Raw genomic sequence first — 20,714 nt, 5'->3', positions numbered from 1 at the left:
CTCCTCATGGAGTCGTTTTTTTTTGCATGAAAGGTTGACCCTCACGTAACGTAAGGCTTCAGAGTGGTGCCACTGGCAAAGTAAAAGGAGCAGTTATGTTGATTCAGGTGGGTGAACTCGCGAAACGTGCCGGGATCACCGTGCGAACATTGCATCACTATGAGCAAACAGGGTTGTTACTGCCTTCTGCCAGAAGTGCGGCAGGTTACCGGTTGTATAATCTGGCGGATGTGCAACGTCTGCATATGATTCAGGTGCTGGCAAAAGCCGGGCTGGAACTTGCTGAAATCAGGGATTTTCTGAAACAGGAGTCGCTGTCGTTAACCGAATTACTCGATGCGCAAATCAGTTTGCTGGATAAGCAACTGCGCAGCATGCTGACGCTGCGCGAGAGACTGGTGGAATTGCGTACCGGGCTTACCAACGATGCGGCACCCAATCTGGAATCCTGGCTACAGACTCTGGAGTTAATGAATATGTACGAACGCTGGTTTAGCAAAGAGGAGTTACAGCAGTTGCCGTTTGCCGTACAGAAGGAGGCACTTGCGGATATCTGGTCAGGTTTGGTTGCTGAGGCAAATAGCCTGCTGAAGCATAATATCGACGTTTCGGATCCCCGTGCCAGGGATCTGGCGACGCGCTGGATGTCACGCCTGGAGCAGGATACGGCAGGTAAGCCGGAATTTCTCACCCGGCTGAACGAGATGCACAGCGTCGAGCCGCAGATGCGTGAGCAGACGGGTATTACGGCGGAAATGACTGACTACATTACGCGGGCGTTTGCCGAATCGAAGCTTGCCATCTGGGAAAAGTATCTCTCTGCAGAAGAGATGGCCTTTACCCGCGCACACTATTTTGATCGCATGATGGAGTGGCCGCCACTGGTAGCGAAATTGCATCAGGCGCAGCGGGAAAACCTTGACCCGTCTTCCGATGAGGCGCAAATGCTCGCTGAACACTGGCGGGTATTGTTCCAGTCATACGCGGGAACGAATCCTGAAACCCAGCAAAAGTTTCGCGTTGCCATGCAGCAGGAGGCGCATCTGATGAAAGGGACATGGATGACGCCTGCCGTGCTTGAATGGCTCCAGCAGGCGATAGCCGTGATGATGCAGAGACGTTTCTCTGCATCAGGGCATTCACAGATCCGCTAACGCGGCTTCACGGTTGGGATAAAAGGCCAGGCGGCCAGGGATCGGCTGCACGCCAGCGCGCGCCATGGTGCGCAGCGGCTGGAATTCGAGATTACTCACCCGCAGTTCACAGCCTTCCGGCAGACGCGAAACGAAGCGCTGGAAGGCATCCAGACCACCCGCATCCAGCACCGGCACGGCATCCCATTTCAGCACCACAATGCGTTTGCCCACGATACGGGTTTCCAGTTCGCTGAACAGACCTTCCGCGGCAGCAAAGAACAACGGGCCAATCACACGCAGCACCAGCACATCGTCAGGTACCTCTACGTTAACCGGGGAAAGGCGCGTCATCTGCGCTATACGGCGCATAAACAGCAGGGAGGCCAGCACGATCCCGACGCTGATGGCGATAACCATATCGAACAGCACGGTCAGCGACATACACATCAGCATCACGATGATGTCGTCTTTCGGTGCACGACGCAGCAGATTGACCACCTTATGTGCTTCGCTCATGTTCCACGCCACCATCAGCAGCAGGGCAGCCATGGCTGAAAGCGGCAGCCAGGAGAGGAGAGGAGCGAGGACCAGCAGGGCGAGGATCACCAGCACCGAGTGGATAACTGCCGATACCGGCGACGTCGCCCCCGCACGTACGTTTGCCGCAGAGCGGGCGATGGCCGCTGTTGCCGTAATACCGCCAAAGAACGGGGCGATGATGTTGCCCAGACCCTGCCCAACCAGTTCGCTGTTGGCTTTATGCTTGGTGCCGGTCATGCCGTCCAGCACGACGGCACAGAGCAGGGATTCAATGGCCCCCAGCATCGCCATTGAGAAGGCCGCGGGCAGAAGGGCGCGCAGGGAGTCCCAGCTTAAGGTGAAGCTGGAACCCGGCATATCCCATGGCAGTACCAGTTGCGGTAACAGTTGAGGAATACCGCTTCCCTGTGAACCGTCAGCCAGAACATAGTGGAACTGAGACCCAATGGTCGCGACATGACCACCAAAGAGATTAACGATGGCCATCACCGCACAGCCCAGCAGCAGGGCGGGCAGGTGGCCAGGCAGACGAATGCCTAAACGAGGCCAGATAATCAGCGTGCCCAGGGTAACAATCCCGATGGCGGCATCGCCCGGGTTGGCGGTGGGGAGTGCCATAAACAGCGCCCCGACTTTTTGCAGGTAATGTTCAGGGACGTGGGCTATCTGCAGGCCGAGGAAGTCCTTGATCTGCATTGTCCCGATGGTAATGCCAATCCCGGAGGTGAACCCCAGCGTCACGGAAAGGGGAATGTATTCAATCAGCCGGCCAAAACGGGCCAGACCAAACAGGATCAAAAAGACGCCGGACATCAGGGTGGCGACCAGCAGGCCTGCCAGGCCAAACTGCTGAGAAACGGGATAGAGGATCACCACAAATGCGGCTGTCGGGCCGGAAACGCTGAAGCGAGACCCGCCCGTTAGCGCAATCACAATCCCGGCGACGGCCGCCGTGTAAAGCCCATACTGCGGTGCTACGCCGCTGCCAATTGCCAGTGCCATGGCGAGCGGAATGGCGATAATCCCGACGGTGATACCGGCAATAAGGTCACGCATAAAACGTGAAGCGGTGTATTTCTCTTTCCAGCAAGCGTCGATGAGGGCGCGAAAGGGAAGAACATGTGAGGAGGTTACGTGTTTCACAATTATCTCTCATCCGTGTGCGCATCATCTGTCATGTGAATGGCAGGTGAAGGAGGCATTGATCATACAAATAAATATCAGAGACAAAAAAACCCGCCGCAGCGGGTTTTTCGGCCGTGTTCGATTAGTGTTCGAACATTGCTGAGATAGATTCTTCGTTGCTGATACGACGAATCGCTTCGGCCAGCATCCCGGACAGGGTCAAGGTGCGCACGTTTGGCAGCGCTTTGATCTCGTCACTCAGTGGGATGGTATCGCACACCACTACTTCGTCGATAACGGAGTTGCGGAGGTTGTTTACTGCATTGCCGGAGAAGATCGGGTGAGTCGCGTAGGCGAATACGCGCTTGGCACCACGCTCTTTCAGCGCTTCTGCTGCTTTACACAGCGTACCGCCGGTATCGATCATGTCGTCAACCAGCACGCAGTCACGGCCAGCAACGTCACCGATGATGTGCATCACCTGAGAAACGTTAGCGCGTGGACGACGTTTGTCGATGATTGCCATGTCGGTATCGTTCAGCAGCTTAGCGATAGCACGAGCACGTACCACGCCGCCGATGTCCGGAGAAACCACGATTGGGTTATCCAGATTCAGCTGCAGCATGTCTTCCAGCAGGATTGGGCTACCGAATACGTTATCAACCGGAACGTCGAAGAAGCCCTGGATCTGTTCTGCATGCAGGTCAACGGTCAGAACACGGTCAACGCCAACGCTGGAGAGGAAATCAGCGACAACTTTGGCAGTGATTGGCACACGCGCGGAACGGACACGACGGTCCTGACGAGCATAGCCGAAGTAAGGAATAACAGCAGTGATACGGCCTGCTGAAGCGCGACGCAGGGCGTCGACCATAACAACCAGTTCCATCAGGTTGTCATTTGTTGGAGCACAGGTGGACTGGATGATGAAAATATCACCACCGCGTACATTTTCATTGATTTGTACGCTGACTTCGCCGTCGCTAAAGCGACCTACAGCGGCGTCGCCGAGGGAAGTGTACAGGCGGTTGGCAATACGTTGTGCTAGTTCCGGGGTGGCGTTACCAGCAAAAAGCTTCATATCAGGCACGAGAAGAACCTCAGGCATGCGTCCAGTGGTGGATAGCGTTCGCCGCAAACTGTGCGGGCCAGGCGAAATGCTATCCAGGCGGTGTATTAAAGAGCGCGATGCAACGTCTGGAACAGGGTGACGTTGTCACCGAAACTCAGTCTGCGCCAGAATGGCTTGCTGTAGGGGGGAGGTGTTCATCCCACGTGCTACAAAACCATGCAGCCAAACCGGCGCTTGCTCAAGCACCTGACGAGCGGCGGATTCGGTGTCAAATTCAGCAAAGACACAGGCCCCTGTGCCAGTCAGGCGCGACGGCGCGTATTCTAACAGCCAGGAAAGCACCGCATCAACCTCGCGAAAACGTTTTCTTGCGATAACCTCGCAATCGTTGCTGAATTCACAATTTAATAACGTTTCTATTGACCGCACCGGGGTATTCCGTGGCAGGTCAGGATCGTTGAAGATGACCGGGGTCGGAATGCTGACGCCCGGGTGGGCCACCAGGTACCATTTTTCCGGCGGCTCGACCGGGGAAAGTATTTCGCCCACCCCTTCAGCAAACGCCGCATGACCGCGCACAAAGACCGGGACGTCCGCCCCCAGCGTTAAGCCTAACGCTGCCAGCTCATCCTGAGATAATCCGCAGCCCCAGAGGTGATTCAGGGCAACCAACACGGTGGCGGCATTTGATGAGCCACCGCCCAGTCCACCGCCCATCGGCAGACGCTTCTCAATACGGATATCCGCGCCGCTTCCTGCCGGCAGACGACCGGTGTCCGACGCCACTTTCATCAGCAGACGTGCAGCGCGCACGATCAGGTTATCTTCATGCGCCACGCCATCAACCGGCGTCAGCAGGCAAACCTCGCCGTCCTGACGCGGGTCAATCGCGATCGTGTCGCCATAATCAAGGAACTGAAACAGCGTCTGCAGGGTATGGTACCCGTCAGCACGCTGTCCGGTGATGTATAAAAACAGGTTCAGTTTTGCCGGAGAAGGCCAGTGGGTCATCATTTAACGATCCAGTTGTCCATTTTCAGCTTGATGCGCTGGCTACCCTGGGTTAGTTCCATGTTGGATGGCAGGGAAGGCCTGGTGTTGCTGTCATAGGCGCTGTACACCACTTTCCAGGTTTTGCCGTTCTGGGTGTAGCTCACCTGGCTCAGACGGTAATGGTCGTCAAGCTGGTAGTCGGTCGCGTCACCCGGCAGGCCCAGGATCCACTGGCGCAGGCTGTTCAGCGGAATAGGCATTCCGGTCAGCTTGCCGATCATCTCTTCGGCGTCGGTGGCGGTATAGTGCTTGCCTTTGTTATCGGTGATCTGCGCTTCACCCGGTTTGGCAATAAGCTCCAGTTCGGTGCTGCCCAGCGGGTTTAACAGCAGCAGGCGATAGTTGTCCTGCCCGGTTTGCTGCCAGAAGAAACGCGCATACACTTTTTGTTCATCAGAGAGATAAGCGAAGGCACCACGGGTCTGGTACTGGCTCAAATTGCGGACGTCCTGCTGGTGCTGACGCCACTGCGGTGAATCAGGGCTTTTGCCCGGGCCTTTAGGTTGGGTGACGGTACATGCGGTCAGAACCAGTGCCGCCAGGGGCAGCAGGCGAATCAGTCGGGTCATAATGAGGACAAATCCTTGAGATACGTTGCAGTTATAACTGTTAATGCTAGCGTCGAAGGGTGCCACCGTCTACGTTCAAATTATCTCAAAGCATTGTATAAGCTATTACTCCGAAAGGGGGCAGTCTCTTTTATTGATCTCGCGCATCCTGTATGATGCGTTCTGCTAACCTTATTAACGCTGGTACTACTCCCGCTCAACATGACCCTATTAGCACTCGGTATTAACCACAAAACAGCCCCGGTTTCGCTGCGAGAACGCGTAACGTTTTCGCCGGATACGCTTGACCTGGCGCTGGACAGCCTGCTTGCACAGCCGATGGTGCAGGGTGGCGTGGTGCTCTCGACGTGCAACCGTACTGAACTCTACCTAAGCGTTGAAGAGCAGGACAACCTGCATGAAGTGCTGATCCGCTGGTTATGTGATTACCACAACCTCAACGAAGAAGAGCTGCGTAATAGCCTCTACTGGCATCAGGATAACGATGCAGTCAGCCATCTGATGCGTGTGGCCAGCGGCCTGGACTCGCTGGTGCTCGGCGAGCCGCAAATTCTCGGTCAGGTGAAAAAGGCGTTTGCCGATTCGCAAAAAGGGCATCTGAAAGCCAGTGAACTGGAGCGTATGTTCCAGAAGTCATTCTCTGTGGCGAAGCGTGTGCGAACCGAAACCGACATTGGTGCCAGTGCGGTTTCTGTTGCTTTCGCGGCCTGTACCCTGGCCCGTCAAATCTTTGAATCCCTGTCGACCGTCACTGTGATGCTGGTTGGGGCGGGCGAAACCATCGAACTTGTGGCGCGCCATCTGCGCGAACACAAAGTTAAAAAGATGATTATCGCTAACCGTACCCGCGAACGTGCACAGGTACTGGCGGACGAGGTGGGTGCCGAGGTGGTTGCGCTGAGCGACATCGATGAGCGCCTGAAAGAGGCAGATATTATCATCAGCTCTACCGCCAGCCCGCTGCCGATTATCGGTAAAGGGATGGTCGAGCGAGCGCTGAAATCCCGCCGTAATCAACCGATGCTGCTGGTGGATATTGCCGTCCCGCGCGATGTCGAACCGGAAGTGGGTAAACTGGCGAACGCCTACCTTTACAGCGTGGACGACCTGCAAAGCATCATTTCGCATAACCTTGCCCAGCGTAAAGCGGCGGCGGTTCAGGCGGAAACCATTGTAGAGCAGGAAACGAGTGAGTTTATGGCCTGGCTGCGCGCGCAAAGCGTCAGCGAGACTATCCGCGAGTACCGCGGTCAGGCGGAGCAGGTGCGTGATGACCTGACCGCCAAAGCGCTGGCAGCCCTTCAGCAGGGCGGCGACGCAGAAGCCATTATGCAGGATCTGGCCTGGAAACTGACCAACCGCCTGATCCATGCACCAACCAAATCTCTTCAGCAGGCCGCCCGTGACGGGGATGATGAACGCCTGACTATTCTGCGCAACAGCCTCGGGCTGGAATAGCGCCCTATACCCATTTTCTATTACAAGGTGCATTTACGCCTATGAAGCCTTCTATCGTCGCTAAACTGGAAGCTCTGCACGAGCGCCATGAAGAAGTACAGGCGCTGCTCGGCGATGCCGGGACCATTGCTGACCAGGAACGTTTTCGCGCGCTCTCGCGTGAATACGCGCAGTTGAGTGATGTATCAAAATGCTTTACCGACTGGCGACAGGTCCAGGAAGATATCGAAACCGCGCAGATGATGCTCGACGACCCTGAAATGCGCGAGATGGCGCAGGAAGAGTTGCTGGATGCAAAAGCGCGTGCTGAAGAGATGGAGCAACAGTTGCAGGTGCTTCTGCTGCCAAAAGATCCGGACGATGAGCGTAACGCCTTTGTCGAAGTCCGCGCCGGGACCGGCGGTGACGAAGCGGCACTGTTTGCCGGCGATCTGTTCCGTATGTACAGCCGCTACGCCGAAGCGCGTCGCTGGCGCGTTGAGATCATGAGCGCCAACGACGGTGAACATGGCGGCTACAAAGAGGTTATCGCTAAAATCAGCGGTGACGGCGTGTACGGTCGTCTGAAGTTTGAATCCGGCGGTCATCGCGTGCAGCGCGTACCTGCCACCGAATCTCAGGGGCGAATTCACACTTCTGCCTGTACGGTTGCGGTGATGCCAGAGTTGCCTGAAGCAGAATTGCCGGACATCAACCCGGCGGACCTGCGTATCGATACCTTCCGCTCCTCCGGGGCAGGTGGTCAGCACGTTAACACCACCGATTCCGCTATCCGTATTACCCACCTGCCAACCGGCATCGTGGTGGAGTGCCAGGACGAACGTTCACAGCACAAGAACAAAGCTAAAGCCTTATCCGTGCTGGGCGCGCGTATCCACGCGGCTGAAATGGCAAAACGTCAGCAGGCGGAAGCCTCCACGCGTCGTAACCTGCTGGGCAGCGGCGATCGCAGCGACCGTAACCGTACCTATAACTTCCCGCAGGGCCGTGTTACCGACCACCGCATCAACCTGACCCTGTACCGTCTGGACGAAGTGATGGAAGGAAAGCTGGATATGCTGATTGAGCCTATCGTGCAGGAATACCAGGCTGACCAGCTGGCAGCACTGTCCGAGCAGGAATAATGGAGTTTCAGCACTGGTTACGGCAGGCCGCCAGTGAGCTTTCCGCGAGCGAAAGCCCTAAACGTGACGCCGAAATTTTGCTTGAGTTTGTGACGGGGAAAGCCCGCACTTACCTGCTGGCTTTCGGCGAGACTCAGCTGAGCGCTGAGCAGGAAGTGCAGCTCGCTACGCTGCTTGCCCGCCGCAAAACCGGTGAGCCGGTGGCGCATCTGGTCGGGGAGCGTGAGTTCTGGTCACTGCCGTTGTACGTCTCCCCAGCGACCCTGATCCCACGTCCGGACACCGAGTGTCTGGTGGAGCAGGCGCTGTCGCGTTTACCCGCACAAGCCTGCCGAATTCTCGATCTTGGAACCGGCACTGGCGCAATTGCCCTGGCGCTGGCCAGCGAGCGACCTGACTGCGAGGTGACGGCGGTTGACGTGATGCCCGATGCGGTAGCGCTGGCGCAGCGTAACGTGGCGCGTCTGGGCTTCCCGAACGTCACCGTTCTGCAAAGCAGCTGGTTTAGCGCGCTGGATAACCGCACGTTCGGGATGATTGTCAGCAACCCTCCCTATATCGACGAGCATGACCCGCACCTAACGCAGGGGGACGTGCGTTTTGAACCGCTGACGGCGCTGGTCGCTGCCAACGAAGGGCTGGCGGATATTGTGCATATTGTGACAACGTCACGACAGCATTTGCTCCCCGGCGGCTGGCTGCTGGTCGAGCACGGCTGGACGCAAGGGGACGCGGTGCGTGACGTGTTCATCGCTGCAGGTTATCGTGCCGTGGAGACCTGTCGCGACTATGGCGGCAACGACCGTCTGACGCTGGGACAATGTGCATGAGTCTCTTTACCGTGCTGATCACGGCCCACCTGATAGCCGTTGCCCTGACCATCAGCTTTTTCATCGTCCGTTACGGGTGGCGTTACAGCAATAATCCGCTGATTGACGCCCGCTGGGTGCGTATTGCGCCGCACTGTATTGACACGGTGCTGTTTCTCTCAGGGGCCGGATTAATGTGGAAGACCGGCTATCTGCCATTTACTGATAAAGGCGCATGGCTGACTGAAAAGCTGTTTGGCGTTATCATCTACATCGTTTTGGGTTTTATCGCGCTTGGGCGTCGTCGTCCGCGCAGCCAGCAGACCGGTTTTATCGCCTTTTTGCTGGGGCTGGTGGTGCTGTACATCATCATTAAACTCGCCACCACAAGAATACCGTTACTGGGGTAAGTCATGAGGTCCTTAGCCGATTTCGAATTTAATAAAGTGCCGCTTTGCGATGGCATGATCCTGATTTCGGAGATGATCCGCGACGATTTTACGTCGCAGTACGTCTACGAAGAGCTGGAGAATCTGGTCAGCCTGGCGCGTGAAGAGATCAATCAGGCGCGCCCGCAGGACTGGCAATTAGAGAAGCTGCTTGAGCTTTTCTACGGCGAATGGGGTTTCTGCGACACGCGTGGCGTGTATCGTCTGTCTGACGCACTATGGCTGGATCAGGTCTTAAAAAATCGTCAGGGCAGCGCGGTTGCGCTGGGTTCCATTTTGCTGTGGGTCGCGCATCGTCTGGATATTCCACTGGTGCCGGTCATTTTCCCGACGCAGATGATCCTGCGAGCGGAGTGGCTGGACGGTGAGATGTGGCTCATTAATCCGTTTAACGGCGATACGCTGGATGAGCATACGCTGGACGTCTGGTTAAAAGGCAATATCAGCCCGGTTGCCGAGCTCTTTAATGAAGATCTCGACGAGGCGGATAACGCCGAGGTGATCCGTAAACTGCTGGATACGCTGAAATCTGCGCTGATGGAAGAGCGTCAGATGGAGCTGGCATTACGTGCCAGCGAAGTGCTTCTGCAGTTTAATCCGGAAGATCCGTACGAAATCCGCGATCGCGGGCTGATTTATGCCCAGCTTGATTGCGAGCATGTGGCGCTGAACGATCTGAATTATTTCGTTGAGCAATGCCCGGAAGACCCGATCAGCGAAATGATTCGTGCGCAGATCAACGCGATCTCGCACAAACAAATTACACTGCATTAATCTTAATTCCGATTCACACCTGAATAAGGCGATCCTATGAAACAAAAAGTGGTTAGCATTGGTGATATCAACGTGGCAAACGACCTGCCGTTCGTACTGTTTGGCGGTATGAACGTGCTGGAATCCCGTGATCTCGCGATGCGTATCTGCGAGCACTACGTGACCGTGACCCAAAAACTGGGTATCCCGTACGTGTTTAAGGCCTCTTTTGACAAAGCCAACCGTTCCTCCATTCACTCTTACCGTGGCCCGGGCCTGGAAGAGGGGATGAAAATTTTCCAGGAACTGAAACAGACCTTTGGCGTGAAAGTGATCACCGACGTGCACGAAGCTTCTCAGGCGCAGCCTGTTGCGGACGTTGTCGACGTTATCCAGCTGCCGGCGTTCCTGGCGCGTCAGACAGACCTGGTGGAAGCGATGGCGAAAACCGGCGCGGTCATCAACGTGAAGAAACCTCAGTTCGTGAGCCCTGGCCAGATGGGTAACATCGTCGATAAATTTATCGAAGGCGGCAACGACAAAGTGATCCTGTGTGACCGTGGCGCAAACTTCGGTTACGACAACCTGGTCGTTGATATGCTCGGCTTCAGCGTGATGAAGAACGTGTCCAACCAGTCTCCGGTCATCTTCGATGTGACCCATGCGCTGCAGTGTCGCGATCCGTTTGGTGCTGCCTCTGGCGGCCGCCGTGCGCAGGTCACCGAGCTGGCGCGCGCCGGTATGGCGACTGGCCTGGCCGGTCTGTTCATTGAAGCACACCCGGACCCGGACAACGCGAAGTGCGACGGCCCATCCGCATTGCCGCTGGCTAAACTGGAGCCGTTCCTGAAACAGATCAAAGCGATTGACGATCTGGTGAAGAGTTTCGACGAGCTGGATACCAGCCACTAATAAAAAAACCCGCTTCGGCGGGTTTTTTTTGTTATTCCTCTTCCGATGGAAGAGGTGTCGGGTGTGGCCTCAGAGCCTCACCGAACAACGCTTAGGCAAATATCGTCATCAGATAGGCCACAAACAGCGCCATGTGCGCCGCGCCGTTCAGCACGTTGGTGCGCCCGGTCGAGAAGGATATCTGACACAGCAGCAGTGAAGCCACCATCACAATCATCTCTGGCGCACCCAGCGCAAACTGCAGCTCGTTACCGGTCATAAAGGCAATCAGCGTCACTACCGGCACGGTGAGTGAGATTGTCGCCAGGACCGAGCCAAAGAACAGATTCATTGCGCGTTGCACCTGATTGTTCAGCACCGCCCTCAACGCCCCCAGACCCTCAGGCGACAGGATAAGCAGCGCCACCAGGAAACCGGTAAACGCGACCGGAGCATTCAGCTCGGTTAACAGCGTCTCCAGCGGGTTGGCGTTCATTTTGGTCACGGCGATAACCGCAATCAGATGTACGATCAACCAAACCGTATGCCACGCGCTGCTGTGAGCCGACGGCTTACCGTGATGCGGGTCGTCGCCGTCATCTTCATGTTCATAGACGAACAGGCTCTGGTGCGTTTTGGTCTGAATCAGCAGGAACACGCCGTACATGGCTGCGGAAATTAACGCAACCAGCAGAGCCTGACCGGTTGAGAAGTTGGCCCCCGGCAATGCCATCGGGAAGACCAGCACAATAATTGCCAGCGGGAAAAGGGCAATCAGATACTGTTTTATGCCGAACAGATTCATGTACTGGGTCGCAAATTTGCGGCCGCCCAGTAACAGTGAAAAGCCCACCAGACCACCTGTCACAATCATAATGATGGAGTAGAGGGTGTCACGCATCAGGGTCGGTGCGGCGTCACCGGTCGCCATCAGCGCGGAAATCAGGCTGACTTCGAGGATAACCACCGAAAGGCTGAGAATTAGCGAGCCGTAAGGCTCACCCAGGCGGTGGGCTAATACGTCCGCATGGCGAACAACGCTAAAGGCGCTGGTTAAGATACCCACCAGAGCAAGAATATTGATACCAACTACCACTGGCAGTGACTGACTGCTTCCCCAGAAGAGCAGCACAGCCAGTGCCAGGACCGGGAAAATGAGTGATGTCTCCTTGTGGCGGGTCTTCACCGCCTCGTGTGCTGCTGTCATGTGCTTCTCCATCAATGCAGGTGCTTGTAATTATAGATAGAATTTTCGGTCATTAAATTAACAGATCTCTGTTAAATACCCTTGATTTTTTACTCAATTTTACTGTTTGTAATGTTTTGGCTTTGTGGTGTCGATAATGTGGTGTGTTCTGTAATTAATCCTTTAATAACATAATATTAAAATTATCATTTACGCATAATTCTTAATTGACTGGCACCATGCCGTATCGTCGTCCACACTTATCTTTTTAACCAAAAGAGGGGTTAGCGATGCCATATAAAACGAAACGCGAATTACCAGACAGCGTGCAACACGTATTGCCCGCGCACGCGCAGGATATCTACAAAGAGGCTTTTAACAGCGCCTGGGAACAGTACAAAGATAAAGAAGATCGACGTGATGATGCCAGCCGTGAAGAGACCGCGCACAAAGTCGCCTGGGCCGCAGTAAAACATGAATATGAGAAAGGAGACGACGATAAATGGCATAAAAAGAAATAGCCGTGAAATCATTCGCTGCCTTCGTTTTGACTATTCAGGCGGTTGAACTTCCGTTGTATTGCAACTGGCCCGTGAATTGCTTATCGTTACTCAACTGCTGGCAAAATGACCAGCACACAATGCCGGGAAGGCGGATTACAGATGTCGCAAGGAAGCATGCAGTGGCGGAGGTGGAAAGTGTTAACGCGTGATTTCTTAATGAAGGCAGATTGTAAGACGGCATTTGGTGCTATTGAGGAATCGCTTCTCTGGTCAGCTGAACAACGTGCGGCGTCGCTCGCTGCCACGCTGGCGTGCCGCCCGGATGATGGCCCGGTATGGATTTTTGGCTACGGTTCGCTGATGTGGAACCCGGCTCTCGAATTTGTCGAATCGGCAACAGGCACACTTCCTGGCTGGCATCGCGCATTTTGTTTGCGCCTGACGGCCGGTCGAGGTAGCGCGTGTCAGCCGGGACGCATGCTTGCACTAAAAGAGGGCGGACGCACCACGGGGGTGGCCTACCGCCTGCCGGATGCAACGCTGGAAGACGAACTGACGCTGCTGTGGAAGCGCGAGATGATCACCGGCTGCTATATGCCGAGCTGGTGCAAGCTAGAACTTGATGACGGACGTACCGTTAACGCGCTGGTGTTTATTATGGATCCGCGCCATCCGCTGTATGAAGCGGATACCCGCACGCAGGTTATTGCCCCGTTGATCGCTGCCGCCAGTGGACCGCTGGGCACCAACGCGCAGTATCTCTTTTCGCTCGACCAGGAGCTGACGCGCCTCGGCATGAAGGACGATTGTCTGAATGAGCTGGTGGTGAAAGTGAAAGCGCTGCTGGAAGGGAACCCGCTGAATAATACGCTGCGTCCCGGTTTTGCCTGAGAATGCGCCCGGCTGCGTGAGCAGACCGGGCGTTTGTCTCTTATGCAGCAACGTAGCTTACGGAATGCTCCAGTGACTGGCTATGGCTGTCAATCAGGACATCCCACGTGCCGGTGTACGGCACGGTAAGCCATGCCTTGTCATCCTGCACGGTCAGGATATCCGCCTGCGAGTGTTGTTGTGCTTTAGAACTCATCAAATGAATGCGGCAGCGCTCAGAGCACCGCACCACGACCGTATCCCCGCCAAACAATTTCAAACTTGTTTTTACCAGTGCCATTTTTTACCCCGTAGTCTTAAACAACGCTCTCCCTGCTGCCATATCCGAGCGTGATATTGTTCACAATTCACTCATGGCATAACACCAAAGGGGGAGGGTGAGGATGCTGACTTTGATCAAAAAATGGCGTAACGATTAAACAAAAATGACAAAATTCCTGAAAATTTACTCTGGCGCGCGTTTTGCCCGGTGAACGCGCGCCACCCTAACATTAAATGCGGAAATGCCCGGCAGTTTCAGCAAGGTCGCCCGCCTGGCTCTGCAGCGCGCCGGCTGCAGCGGCAGATTGCACCACCAGTTCGGCGTTCTGCTGAACCATTCTGTCCAGGTGGGTCACCGCATGGTTAATCTCCTGGATGCCTTTCATCTGCTCGCTGGTGGCGATGGAGATTTCACGCATGATGCCCGACACGCTACCGATGCTGGAGCGGATTTCGTTCATGCTTTCCCCGGCCAGATGAACGTAGCGGGAGCCGGTGGCCACGCTGTTGGTGGTGGAATCGATAAGCGTTTTAATCTCTTTCGCCGCCTGTGCGCTGCGGCTGGCCAGATTACGCACTTCGCCGGCCACCACGGCAAACCCACGGCCTTGCTCTCCGGCGCGTGCGGCTTCCACCGAGGCATTCAGCGCCAGGATATTGGTCTGGAAGGCAATCCCGTCAATCACGCTGGTGATGTCGCCAATCTTCGCGGAAGCCACTTCAATGGACTGCATGGTGCTGATGGCCTGCGATACCACCTCACCGCCGCGAGCCGCCGCCGCAGAGGCCTTACTCGCCTGGTCATTGGCTTCAGCCGCAGACTCGTTCGACTGGGTTACCGACGCGGTGATCTCTTCCACGGCGCTGGCCGTTTCGCGAAGGCTGGAGGCGGCCTGCTCGGTACGCCCTGAGAGGTCCTGGTTACCTGCCGCAATTTCCCGCGCGGCGTTTTTCACCGATGCGCTGGCATCCCGCAGTTGTACCATCACCACCGAGAGCTTGTCGCTGAAGGCGTTAAACGCCTGCGCTATTTGCGCCACTTCGTCATCGCCGCTCTCCGGCAGGCGTTGCGACAGATCGTTAGTGCCGTTCGCAATGTTATGCATCGCATCGCGAATGTCAGACAGGCGCTTCAACAGACGCGCAATCAGGAAGTGAACAATGGCGCCGCTGAGTAAGGCCAGGATCACCAGCGAGATGGCCGAGGCTTTCAGCAGCGAGCGCATTCCGGAGGTGGCATCGCCTGTGTCCAGGGCAACAACCAGCATCCAGTTCGTGCCCGGCACGGCGGTTGCCACGAAGGTTTTTTCGGCGCCATTGAAGGTCCCGTTTACCGGGTTTCCGCTTTTCAGCGCCGCAAAGTCGATGCCTTTGAGGGGTTCGGCGAACGGTTTAAGCGTCAGGGCAGGGTCGCTGGCGGCAATGACGGTGCCATCGCTATTCAGCAGCAGCCCGCTGCTTGCCGGGGTTGGGTGGATCCCGCGCACGTTAGCAACCACGCTGTCCATCGCCACATCGCCAGCCACCACGGCTTTCAGGGTACCGTTTTCTTTCACCGGCACGGCAAACGTCACCACCAGTTTTCCGCTACCGGCGTCGACATATGGCGCGGTCACGACCGGGCTATCCTGGCTTACGACCTGCTGATACCAGGGACGGATCGTGGGGTCATAATCCGCCGGTACGCCCGCTGGTTCAGAGAATTTCGCCGTTTTGCTGGCATAGCCAACGTATACGTTAGTGAACCCACCCGCCTGGGCAAGCTGTTTAAAGACCGGAACCGGATCGTCGCTGAGCGCAACGGTTTGTGCGGAGGCGATAACCGTCATTTTGCTCTTCACCCAGTCCGCAATCGCCATGTTATGGCTGGCGCTGGTGCTGGTCAGGATGTCGCGCTGTGACTGCTGGTTATCCTGGCGTGTGACCTGAAAATTGATGACAGTATTAAGAAGAAGGGCGACGACCAGACAACCTGTCGTCGCGGCAATGATGCGTGCACGAATGGATCTGAACATAAGTGAAATACCTGCTGTGTTGTTTCCATGCCTATCGGCAACCCTGCAGGTAAACTTGATGCTGAAACCGCGTCCATAAGAAAATAATATTTTTACGGGTTTATTATTAAAAAGTTAATACTTTATCGGCGCGCAGAGTCCACTCGGCCAGTTCAACGAGCGTGCCGATTTCCACACCTTCAATCAGCGGTAATCCGGTGATGCCGCGCCCGTCGGTGCAGGTCTTGCACAGTTTGACCGGAACGTTTTGCGCGGTCAGGATCTCCAGCATCTGCTGGATGTTGTAACCTTCTGCCGGTTTTTGTCCCTTCAGCCCGGCGGTGACCGCATCCGACATTAAAAAGAGCCGTAACTCCAGTTCACTCTCTTTATCACGTAGCGCGATCGCCAGACGCAGGCTGTTAAAAAGGGATTCGCTGCCGTAAGCCGCACCGTTGGCGACGATAACAATCTTTTGCATGTTGACTCCTGTTCTTTTAAAGGCACGAATATTGCTTAGCTATCCAGGGTTTCGCTGTCCGGGAGAGTAAGCATGACATTAATGGCTGGCATTTCGCCAGGTGCGACCGAATGGCTCCAGCGTGCAAGGTCGATGCGCCGGGAGCAACTGAGCAGGCTGGCACAGCTTGGCGTGCTGGTTAACGCCATCAGCCTGCTGGTGCATATGCTGCAGTGCGAGCGTGGAGCCTCTAACGTCTGGCTCTGCTCACAGGGTAAGCTGTACGCTGCCGAATGCAAAGCGAGCCGGGCGCTGGTGAATGAAAACCTCACTGCGCTTTATGACGCTCTGGATAATCACTCCCCGTTCCAGGGCAGCGGCGTATGCGAACGTATAGCCGCCGCGCTGCTCAGTCTGGATAACCTGTCAGCCCTTCGTGACGGCGTTATTCAGCAAACCATTACGGCCCCGCAGGCGATGGATCACTATTGTCGCATCCTGCGTCATCTGCTCAGTATCGTACCGCAGCTTAATGACAGCATTGACGATCCGCAAATCGCAGGCCGTTTTGTCGCGCTTTATAGCCTGATGCAGGGTAAAGAGCTGGCGGGACAAGAGCGGGCGCTGGGCGCCATTGGCTTCACGCAGGGCTATTTTGACGATGGTATCCGTCAGCGGCTGGTGGACCGGATTGACGGACAGCAGGCCTGCTTCGAGATTTTCATGACCCACAGCACGGCGGATGTGCAAACCACCTTTTCCCAGAATTGCCAGCCTGACCGTGAGACGGAGCAACTGAGGCGCGTGGCCTGTACCCGCCAGCCAGCCGCTGACAATGGCCATACCGCACTGGCCTGGTTTGCTCTGCAAACGGCACGCCTTGAGCATCTGCGTACCCTGGAGGAGATGGTTATCGCCGATCTGATGATCGCGGTGGACGAGCGTATCCATCGACAGGAGGACTACACGCTCCCGGCTGAGGAGCAGGACGATCCGCTGGCCTCTTACCCCGATAAGCCCTTGTTAACCCTGGTTCGACAGCAGGCGCGCGAGATAGAACAGCTTTCCCGTCAGCTTGCGTCACTGCGCGATACGCTCGAAGAGCGCAAAACCATCGATAAAGCGAAAAGCGTACTGATGACCCATCAAAAGATGAGTGAGGAACAGGCATGGACGGCGCTGCGTAAAATGGCGATGGACAAAAACCAGCGCATGGTGGATATCGCCCGCGCGTTGCTCACCGTGAAGAGCTTGTGGCAGGTAACCCCTAAGGAGTAGGTGCACAATCAGTGGGCATTTAGTGCCTGATTGAGGTGCGCGGCCGTGGGGAATTCCCGGTAAACGCCCGGAAAACAGGGCAGTAAAACCTGGCATTCTCTTTGCATTATCTGATTAACCATTTTTGACGGTGCGCCAACGGCGGTGCATCTATCTTCGGGATAAAGGCGTCCAGCGGTGCTTCGGCACGGGTGGGCGCTTTTTTTTGTCTTTTTTTCAGGAGTGGTCATGGCGGATTTGTCGAGACGGCGGTTTTTACAGGCCAGCATGCTGGCGAGCGGCGCCATGTTGTTACCGGGCGTCATGCAGGCCGCGTGGGCGGCAGGCTCGGATAAACCGGAGCAGGAGACGGTGCGCATCGGGTTTATACCGTTAACCGACTGCGCGCCGGTGGTTATCGCGGCGCTGAAGGGGTTTGATAAAAAATATGGCATCACCATCGTGCCAACCAAAGAGGCAAGCTGGGCAGCCGTGCGCGATAAGCTGGTGGCCGGCGAACTGGACGCCGCCCACATTCTTTACGGCCTGCTGTACGGGCTGGAGCTGGGGCTTGCCGGTAAGCCACAGCAGATGGCAAACCTGATGACCCTGAACCAGAACGGTCAGGCCATCACGCTCTCCAGCGATCTGGCAGAGAAGGGCGTTCGCGATCTTGACGGGCTGAAAACGCTGATTGGGCAGCAGGCACCGGGTACTTACACCTTCGCACACACTTTCCCGACCGGTACGCATGCGATGTGGCTGTACTACTGGCTGGCCAGCGCGGGCATTAATCCGTTCGATGACGTCCGGACCGTGGTTGTGCCGCCGCCGCAAATGGTGATGAACATGCGGATTGGCAACATGGTCGGCTTTTGCGTTGGTGAGCCGTGGAATGCGCGCGCCATTAACGACCGCATCGGGTTTACCGCCGCAACGTCCCAGTCGATCTGGGCCGATCATCCGGAAAAAATTCTTGGCACACGTCGCGACTGGGTGGAGAAAAACCCGAACACCTCGCGGGCGCTGGTGAGTGCGGTACTGGAAGCCGCACGCTGGATCGATGCATCACCAGACAACAAACGTGAGACCGCCCAAATCCTCTCTCGCCGGGCGTGGCTGAACACCAAAGAGCAGTATCTCACCGGACGGATGCTGGGAGAGTACGACAACGGGCTTGGCCAGCGCTGGCAGGATGCGCATCCGATCCGTTTCTTCAACGAGGGTGCCGTCAGCTATCCGTACCTCTCCGACGGGATGTGGTTTTTAACCCAGTTCCGCCGCTGGGGCTTGCTCAAATCGGCGCCGGATTATGCCGCCATCGCGCAGCGCATTAACCAGACCTCGGTCTGGCAGGATGCCGCCACGGCGGTGGGAGGCATATCCACCCCGTCATCACCGTATCGCAGCAGCACCCTGATGGACGGTACCGTCTGGAACGGTACCGATCCGGACGGTTACGCCAACCGCTTCGCTATTCACCGTAAAGGGGCCTGATTATGCAACATCTGCACAGCACGAAATCGAAAGACGAGACGCCGGCGAGCGGGGAAGTGATTACCCTCCCTCCGGTGCAGGTTCGCCGCCGCGCGCCGACGTTCACGCGACGGATGAATGACCTTCTGCAGCGTGTGATCCCGGCGCTGCTGGGGCTCGGGTTACTGGTGTTGCTCTGGCAACTGGCCGCGATCAACAGCAAAGGGTTCCCGACGCCGCTCAGCACGCTGGATTCCGCATTAACGCTCTTCGCTGACCCGTTTTACCGCGACGGGCCAAACGATATGGGTATCGGCTGGAACGTGCTCGCTTCGCTGCAGCGCGTGGCGGTGGGCTTTGGTCTGGCGGCGCTCGCGGGGATCCCGCTCGGTTTCCTGATCGGTCGCTTCACCTTTTGCTCGCGCATGTTCAGCCCGTTGATCGCACTGTTACGCCCGGTCAGTCCTTTAGCCTGGCTGCCTATCGGCCTGCTGCTGTTCCAGAAAGCGGAACCCGCCTCCAGCTGGACCATTTTTATCTGTTCAATATGGCCAATGGTGATTAACACCGCTGAAGGGGTACGTCGTATTCCGCAGGATTACCTTAACGTTGCCCGCGTGCTGCAGCTCTCCGAGTGGACCATCATGCGGCGGATCCTCTTCCCGGCCGTGCTGCCCGCGGTGCTGACCGGGGTTCGCCTCTCTATTGGCATCGCCTGGCTGGTCATTGTCGCCGCCGAGATGCTCACCGGTGGGCTGGGGATCGGCTTCTGGATCTGGAATGAGTGGAACAACCTCAACGTCGAAAACATTCTCATCGCCATCGTCATCATTGGCGTGGTCGGGTTGCTGCTGGAGCAGGGGCTGATGCTGATCGCCCGTCGCTTTAGCTGGCAGGAAAAATAAGGAGCGAAGATGAAACCATTAATTCAGGTCCAGGCCGTGAGCCAGCGTTTTTCTACCGCCAGCGGCGAGTTTCTGGCGCTGCAGAACGTCTCTTTTGATATTCACGAAGGCGAAACCGTGAGCCTGATTGGCCACTCCGGGTGCGGCAAATCGACGTTGCTCAACCTGATTGCCGGGATCACCCTGCCGACCGAAGGTGGGCTGATTTGCGATAACCGCGAAATCGCCGGGCCAGGACCGGAGCGTGCGGTGGTGTTTCAGAACCATTCTCTGCTGCCGTGGCTCACCTGCTTCGACAACGTTGCGCTGGCGGTGGATCAGGTCTTTCGCCGCACCATGAACAAGGCGGAGCGCAAGGAGTGGATTGAACACAACCTCGATCGCGTCCAGATGGGGCATGCCCTGCATAAACGGCCTTCGGAAATCTCCGGCGGCATGAAACAGCGCGTTGGCATTGCCCGTGCGCTGGCGATGAAGCCGAAGGTCCTGCTGATGGATGAACCGTTTGGCGCGCTGGATGCGCTCACGCGCGCGCATCTGCAGGACTCGGTGATGCAAATCCAGCAGGCGCTGAACACCACCATCGTGCTTATCACCCACGATGTGGACGAGGCTGTGCTGCTTTCTGACCGGGTACTGATGATGACTAACGGCCCGGCGGCCACCGTCGGCGAGGTGCTGCACGTTGACCTGCCTCGCCCGCGCAATCGGGTTCAACTGGCGGACGATAGCCGCTATCACCATATGCGTCAGCAGATCCTCCATTTCCTCTATGAAAAACAGCCTAAAGCGGCGTAACGGA

The 20,714-nt window shown here is 56.4% G+C and carries 21 protein-coding genes; 13 read left to right on the top strand and 8 right to left on the bottom strand.

Translation table 11 applies throughout. From position 1 onward, the window contains the following. Positions 1–95 precede the first annotated feature (95 nt). Positions 96–1,154, top strand: coding sequence for a MerR family transcriptional regulator (locus QMG44_RS22985; RefSeq protein WP_232937578.1), 1,059 nt, complete (start codon positions 96–98; stop codon positions 1,152–1,154). Here QMG44_RS22985 and dauA read toward each other — a convergent pair. From dauA to lolB, 4 genes are all read right to left on the bottom strand, one after another. Beyond that, entirely contained in the window at positions 1,140–2,819 is a 1,680-nt protein-coding gene (gene dauA / locus QMG44_RS22980) for a C4-dicarboxylic acid transporter DauA (protein WP_014170504.1), read from the bottom strand. The two genes, QMG44_RS22985 and dauA, sit on opposite strands and share 15 nt — an antisense overlap. Positions 2,820–2,943: 124 nt before the next feature. Next, positions 2,944–3,891, bottom strand: a complete 948-nt coding sequence (gene prs / locus QMG44_RS22975) for a ribose-phosphate diphosphokinase (RefSeq protein WP_003856663.1) — start codon at positions 3,889–3,891, stop codon at positions 2,944–2,946. A gap of 126 nt (positions 3,892–4,017) precedes the next feature. Next, complete coding sequence (gene ispE, locus QMG44_RS22970) at positions 4,018–4,887, bottom strand: 4-(cytidine 5'-diphospho)-2-C-methyl-D-erythritol kinase (protein WP_086532404.1); 870 nt, start codon at positions 4,885–4,887, stop codon at positions 4,018–4,020. Then, positions 4,884–5,495, bottom strand: a complete 612-nt coding sequence (lolB, locus tag QMG44_RS22965; RefSeq protein WP_086532405.1) for a lipoprotein insertase outer membrane protein LolB — start codon at positions 5,493–5,495, stop codon at positions 4,884–4,886. The genes ispE and lolB overlap by 4 nt, the downstream gene beginning before the upstream one ends. Before the next feature lie 201 nt (positions 5,496–5,696). On the opposite strand from lolB, the gene hemA reads away from it, so the two are divergent. From hemA to kdsA, 6 genes are read left to right on the top strand one after another with little or no spacing between them, the layout of a single operon-like run. Beyond that, entirely contained in the window at positions 5,697–6,953 is a 1,257-nt protein-coding gene (gene hemA, locus QMG44_RS22960; protein WP_073397392.1) for a glutamyl-tRNA reductase, read from the top strand. Between the two features lie 41 nt (positions 6,954–6,994). Further along, on the top strand, positions 6,995–8,077 hold the full coding sequence (gene prfA / locus QMG44_RS22955) for a peptide chain release factor 1 (protein ID WP_020882346.1): 1,083 nt from the start codon (positions 6,995–6,997) through the stop codon (positions 8,075–8,077). Further along, a complete protein-coding gene (prmC, locus tag QMG44_RS22950) occupies positions 8,077–8,907 on the top strand; it encodes a peptide chain release factor N(5)-glutamine methyltransferase (RefSeq protein WP_086532406.1) in 831 nt (276 codons plus the stop codon). The genes prfA and prmC overlap by 1 nt, the downstream gene beginning before the upstream one ends. Next, entirely contained in the window at positions 8,904–9,296 is a 393-nt protein-coding gene (gene sirB2 / locus QMG44_RS22945) for an invasion regulator SirB2 (RefSeq protein WP_020882348.1), read from the top strand. Before prmC ends, sirB2 begins: the two co-directional genes overlap by 4 nt. Positions 9,297–9,299: 3 nt before the next feature. After that, positions 9,300–10,109: an invasion regulator SirB1 gene (gene sirB1, locus QMG44_RS22940; protein WP_014170496.1), complete on the top strand. Its 810-nt coding sequence runs from the start codon at positions 9,300–9,302 to the stop codon at positions 10,107–10,109. 36 nt (positions 10,110–10,145) lie between these two features. Continuing rightward, positions 10,146–11,000: a 3-deoxy-8-phosphooctulonate synthase gene (kdsA, locus tag QMG44_RS22935; protein WP_014170494.1), complete on the top strand. Its 855-nt coding sequence runs from the start codon at positions 10,146–10,148 to the stop codon at positions 10,998–11,000. Between the two features lie 91 nt (positions 11,001–11,091). Here kdsA and chaA read toward each other — a convergent pair whose 3' ends face one another. Continuing rightward, the gene (gene chaA / locus QMG44_RS22930) at positions 11,092–12,186 is read right to left on the bottom strand and encodes a sodium-potassium/proton antiporter ChaA (RefSeq protein ID WP_020882349.1); all 1,095 of its coding nucleotides are present in this window, start codon (positions 12,184–12,186) and stop codon (positions 11,092–11,094) included. 269 nt (positions 12,187–12,455) lie between these two features. Between chaA and chaB the strand changes: the two genes are divergently transcribed. Together chaB and QMG44_RS22920 are read left to right on the top strand one after the other, a co-directional pair. Next, on the top strand, positions 12,456–12,686 hold the full coding sequence (gene chaB / locus QMG44_RS22925; protein ID WP_020882350.1) for a putative cation transport regulator ChaB: 231 nt from the start codon (positions 12,456–12,458) through the stop codon (positions 12,684–12,686). Positions 12,687–12,863: 177 nt separating this feature from the next. Then, complete coding sequence (locus tag QMG44_RS22920) at positions 12,864–13,559, top strand: gamma-glutamylcyclotransferase (RefSeq protein ID WP_020882351.1); 696 nt, start codon at positions 12,864–12,866, stop codon at positions 13,557–13,559. A 40-nt stretch (positions 13,560–13,599) separates the two neighbouring features. On the opposite strand, the gene QMG44_RS22915 is transcribed toward QMG44_RS22920, so the two are convergent. The 3 genes from QMG44_RS22915 to QMG44_RS22905 all read right to left on the bottom strand — a co-directional run bounded on the left by QMG44_RS22915 (position 13,600) and on the right by QMG44_RS22905 (position 16,295). Beyond that, positions 13,600–13,839, bottom strand: coding sequence for a DUF1883 domain-containing protein (locus QMG44_RS22915; protein ID WP_014170489.1), 240 nt, complete (start codon positions 13,837–13,839; stop codon positions 13,600–13,602). Positions 13,840–14,050: 211 nt separating this feature from the next. Then, positions 14,051–15,835, bottom strand: a complete 1,785-nt coding sequence (locus QMG44_RS22910; protein ID WP_086532407.1) for a methyl-accepting chemotaxis protein — start codon at positions 15,833–15,835, stop codon at positions 14,051–14,053. Positions 15,836–15,941: 106 nt separating this feature from the next. Next, positions 15,942–16,295, bottom strand: a complete 354-nt coding sequence (locus QMG44_RS22905; RefSeq protein ID WP_020882353.1) for a DsrE/DsrF/TusD sulfur relay family protein — start codon at positions 16,293–16,295, stop codon at positions 15,942–15,944. A gap of 72 nt (positions 16,296–16,367) precedes the next feature. Between QMG44_RS22905 and nasR the strand changes: the two genes are divergently transcribed. The 4 genes from nasR (at position 16,368) to QMG44_RS22885 (ending at position 20,710) form a co-directional block, all read left to right on the top strand. Further along, positions 16,368–17,552: a nitrate regulatory protein NasR gene (gene nasR, locus QMG44_RS22900; RefSeq protein ID WP_086532408.1), complete on the top strand. Its 1,185-nt coding sequence runs from the start codon at positions 16,368–16,370 to the stop codon at positions 17,550–17,552. 228 nt (positions 17,553–17,780) lie between these two features. Next, positions 17,781–19,028: a CmpA/NrtA family ABC transporter substrate-binding protein gene (locus QMG44_RS22895; protein ID WP_086532409.1), complete on the top strand. Its 1,248-nt coding sequence runs from the start codon at positions 17,781–17,783 to the stop codon at positions 19,026–19,028. Positions 19,029–19,030: 2 nt separating this feature from the next. Further along, on the top strand, positions 19,031–19,912 hold the full coding sequence (gene ntrB / locus QMG44_RS22890) for a nitrate ABC transporter permease (RefSeq protein WP_014170482.1): 882 nt from the start codon (positions 19,031–19,033) through the stop codon (positions 19,910–19,912). 9 nt (positions 19,913–19,921) lie between these two features. After that, positions 19,922–20,710, top strand: a complete 789-nt coding sequence (locus QMG44_RS22885; RefSeq protein WP_047744784.1) for an ABC transporter ATP-binding protein — start codon at positions 19,922–19,924, stop codon at positions 20,708–20,710. Positions 20,711–20,714: the final 4 nt, after the last annotated feature.

Origin of the sequence: Enterobacter sp. 200527-13 (assembly GCF_027924865.1) — a bacterium.
GTDB classification, from domain to species: Bacteria; Pseudomonadota; Gammaproteobacteria; order Enterobacterales; family Enterobacteriaceae; genus Enterobacter; species Enterobacter ludwigii.
Note: the sequence above shows the minus strand (reverse complement) of the source record. Positions and strands in the feature narration are given on the sequence as shown.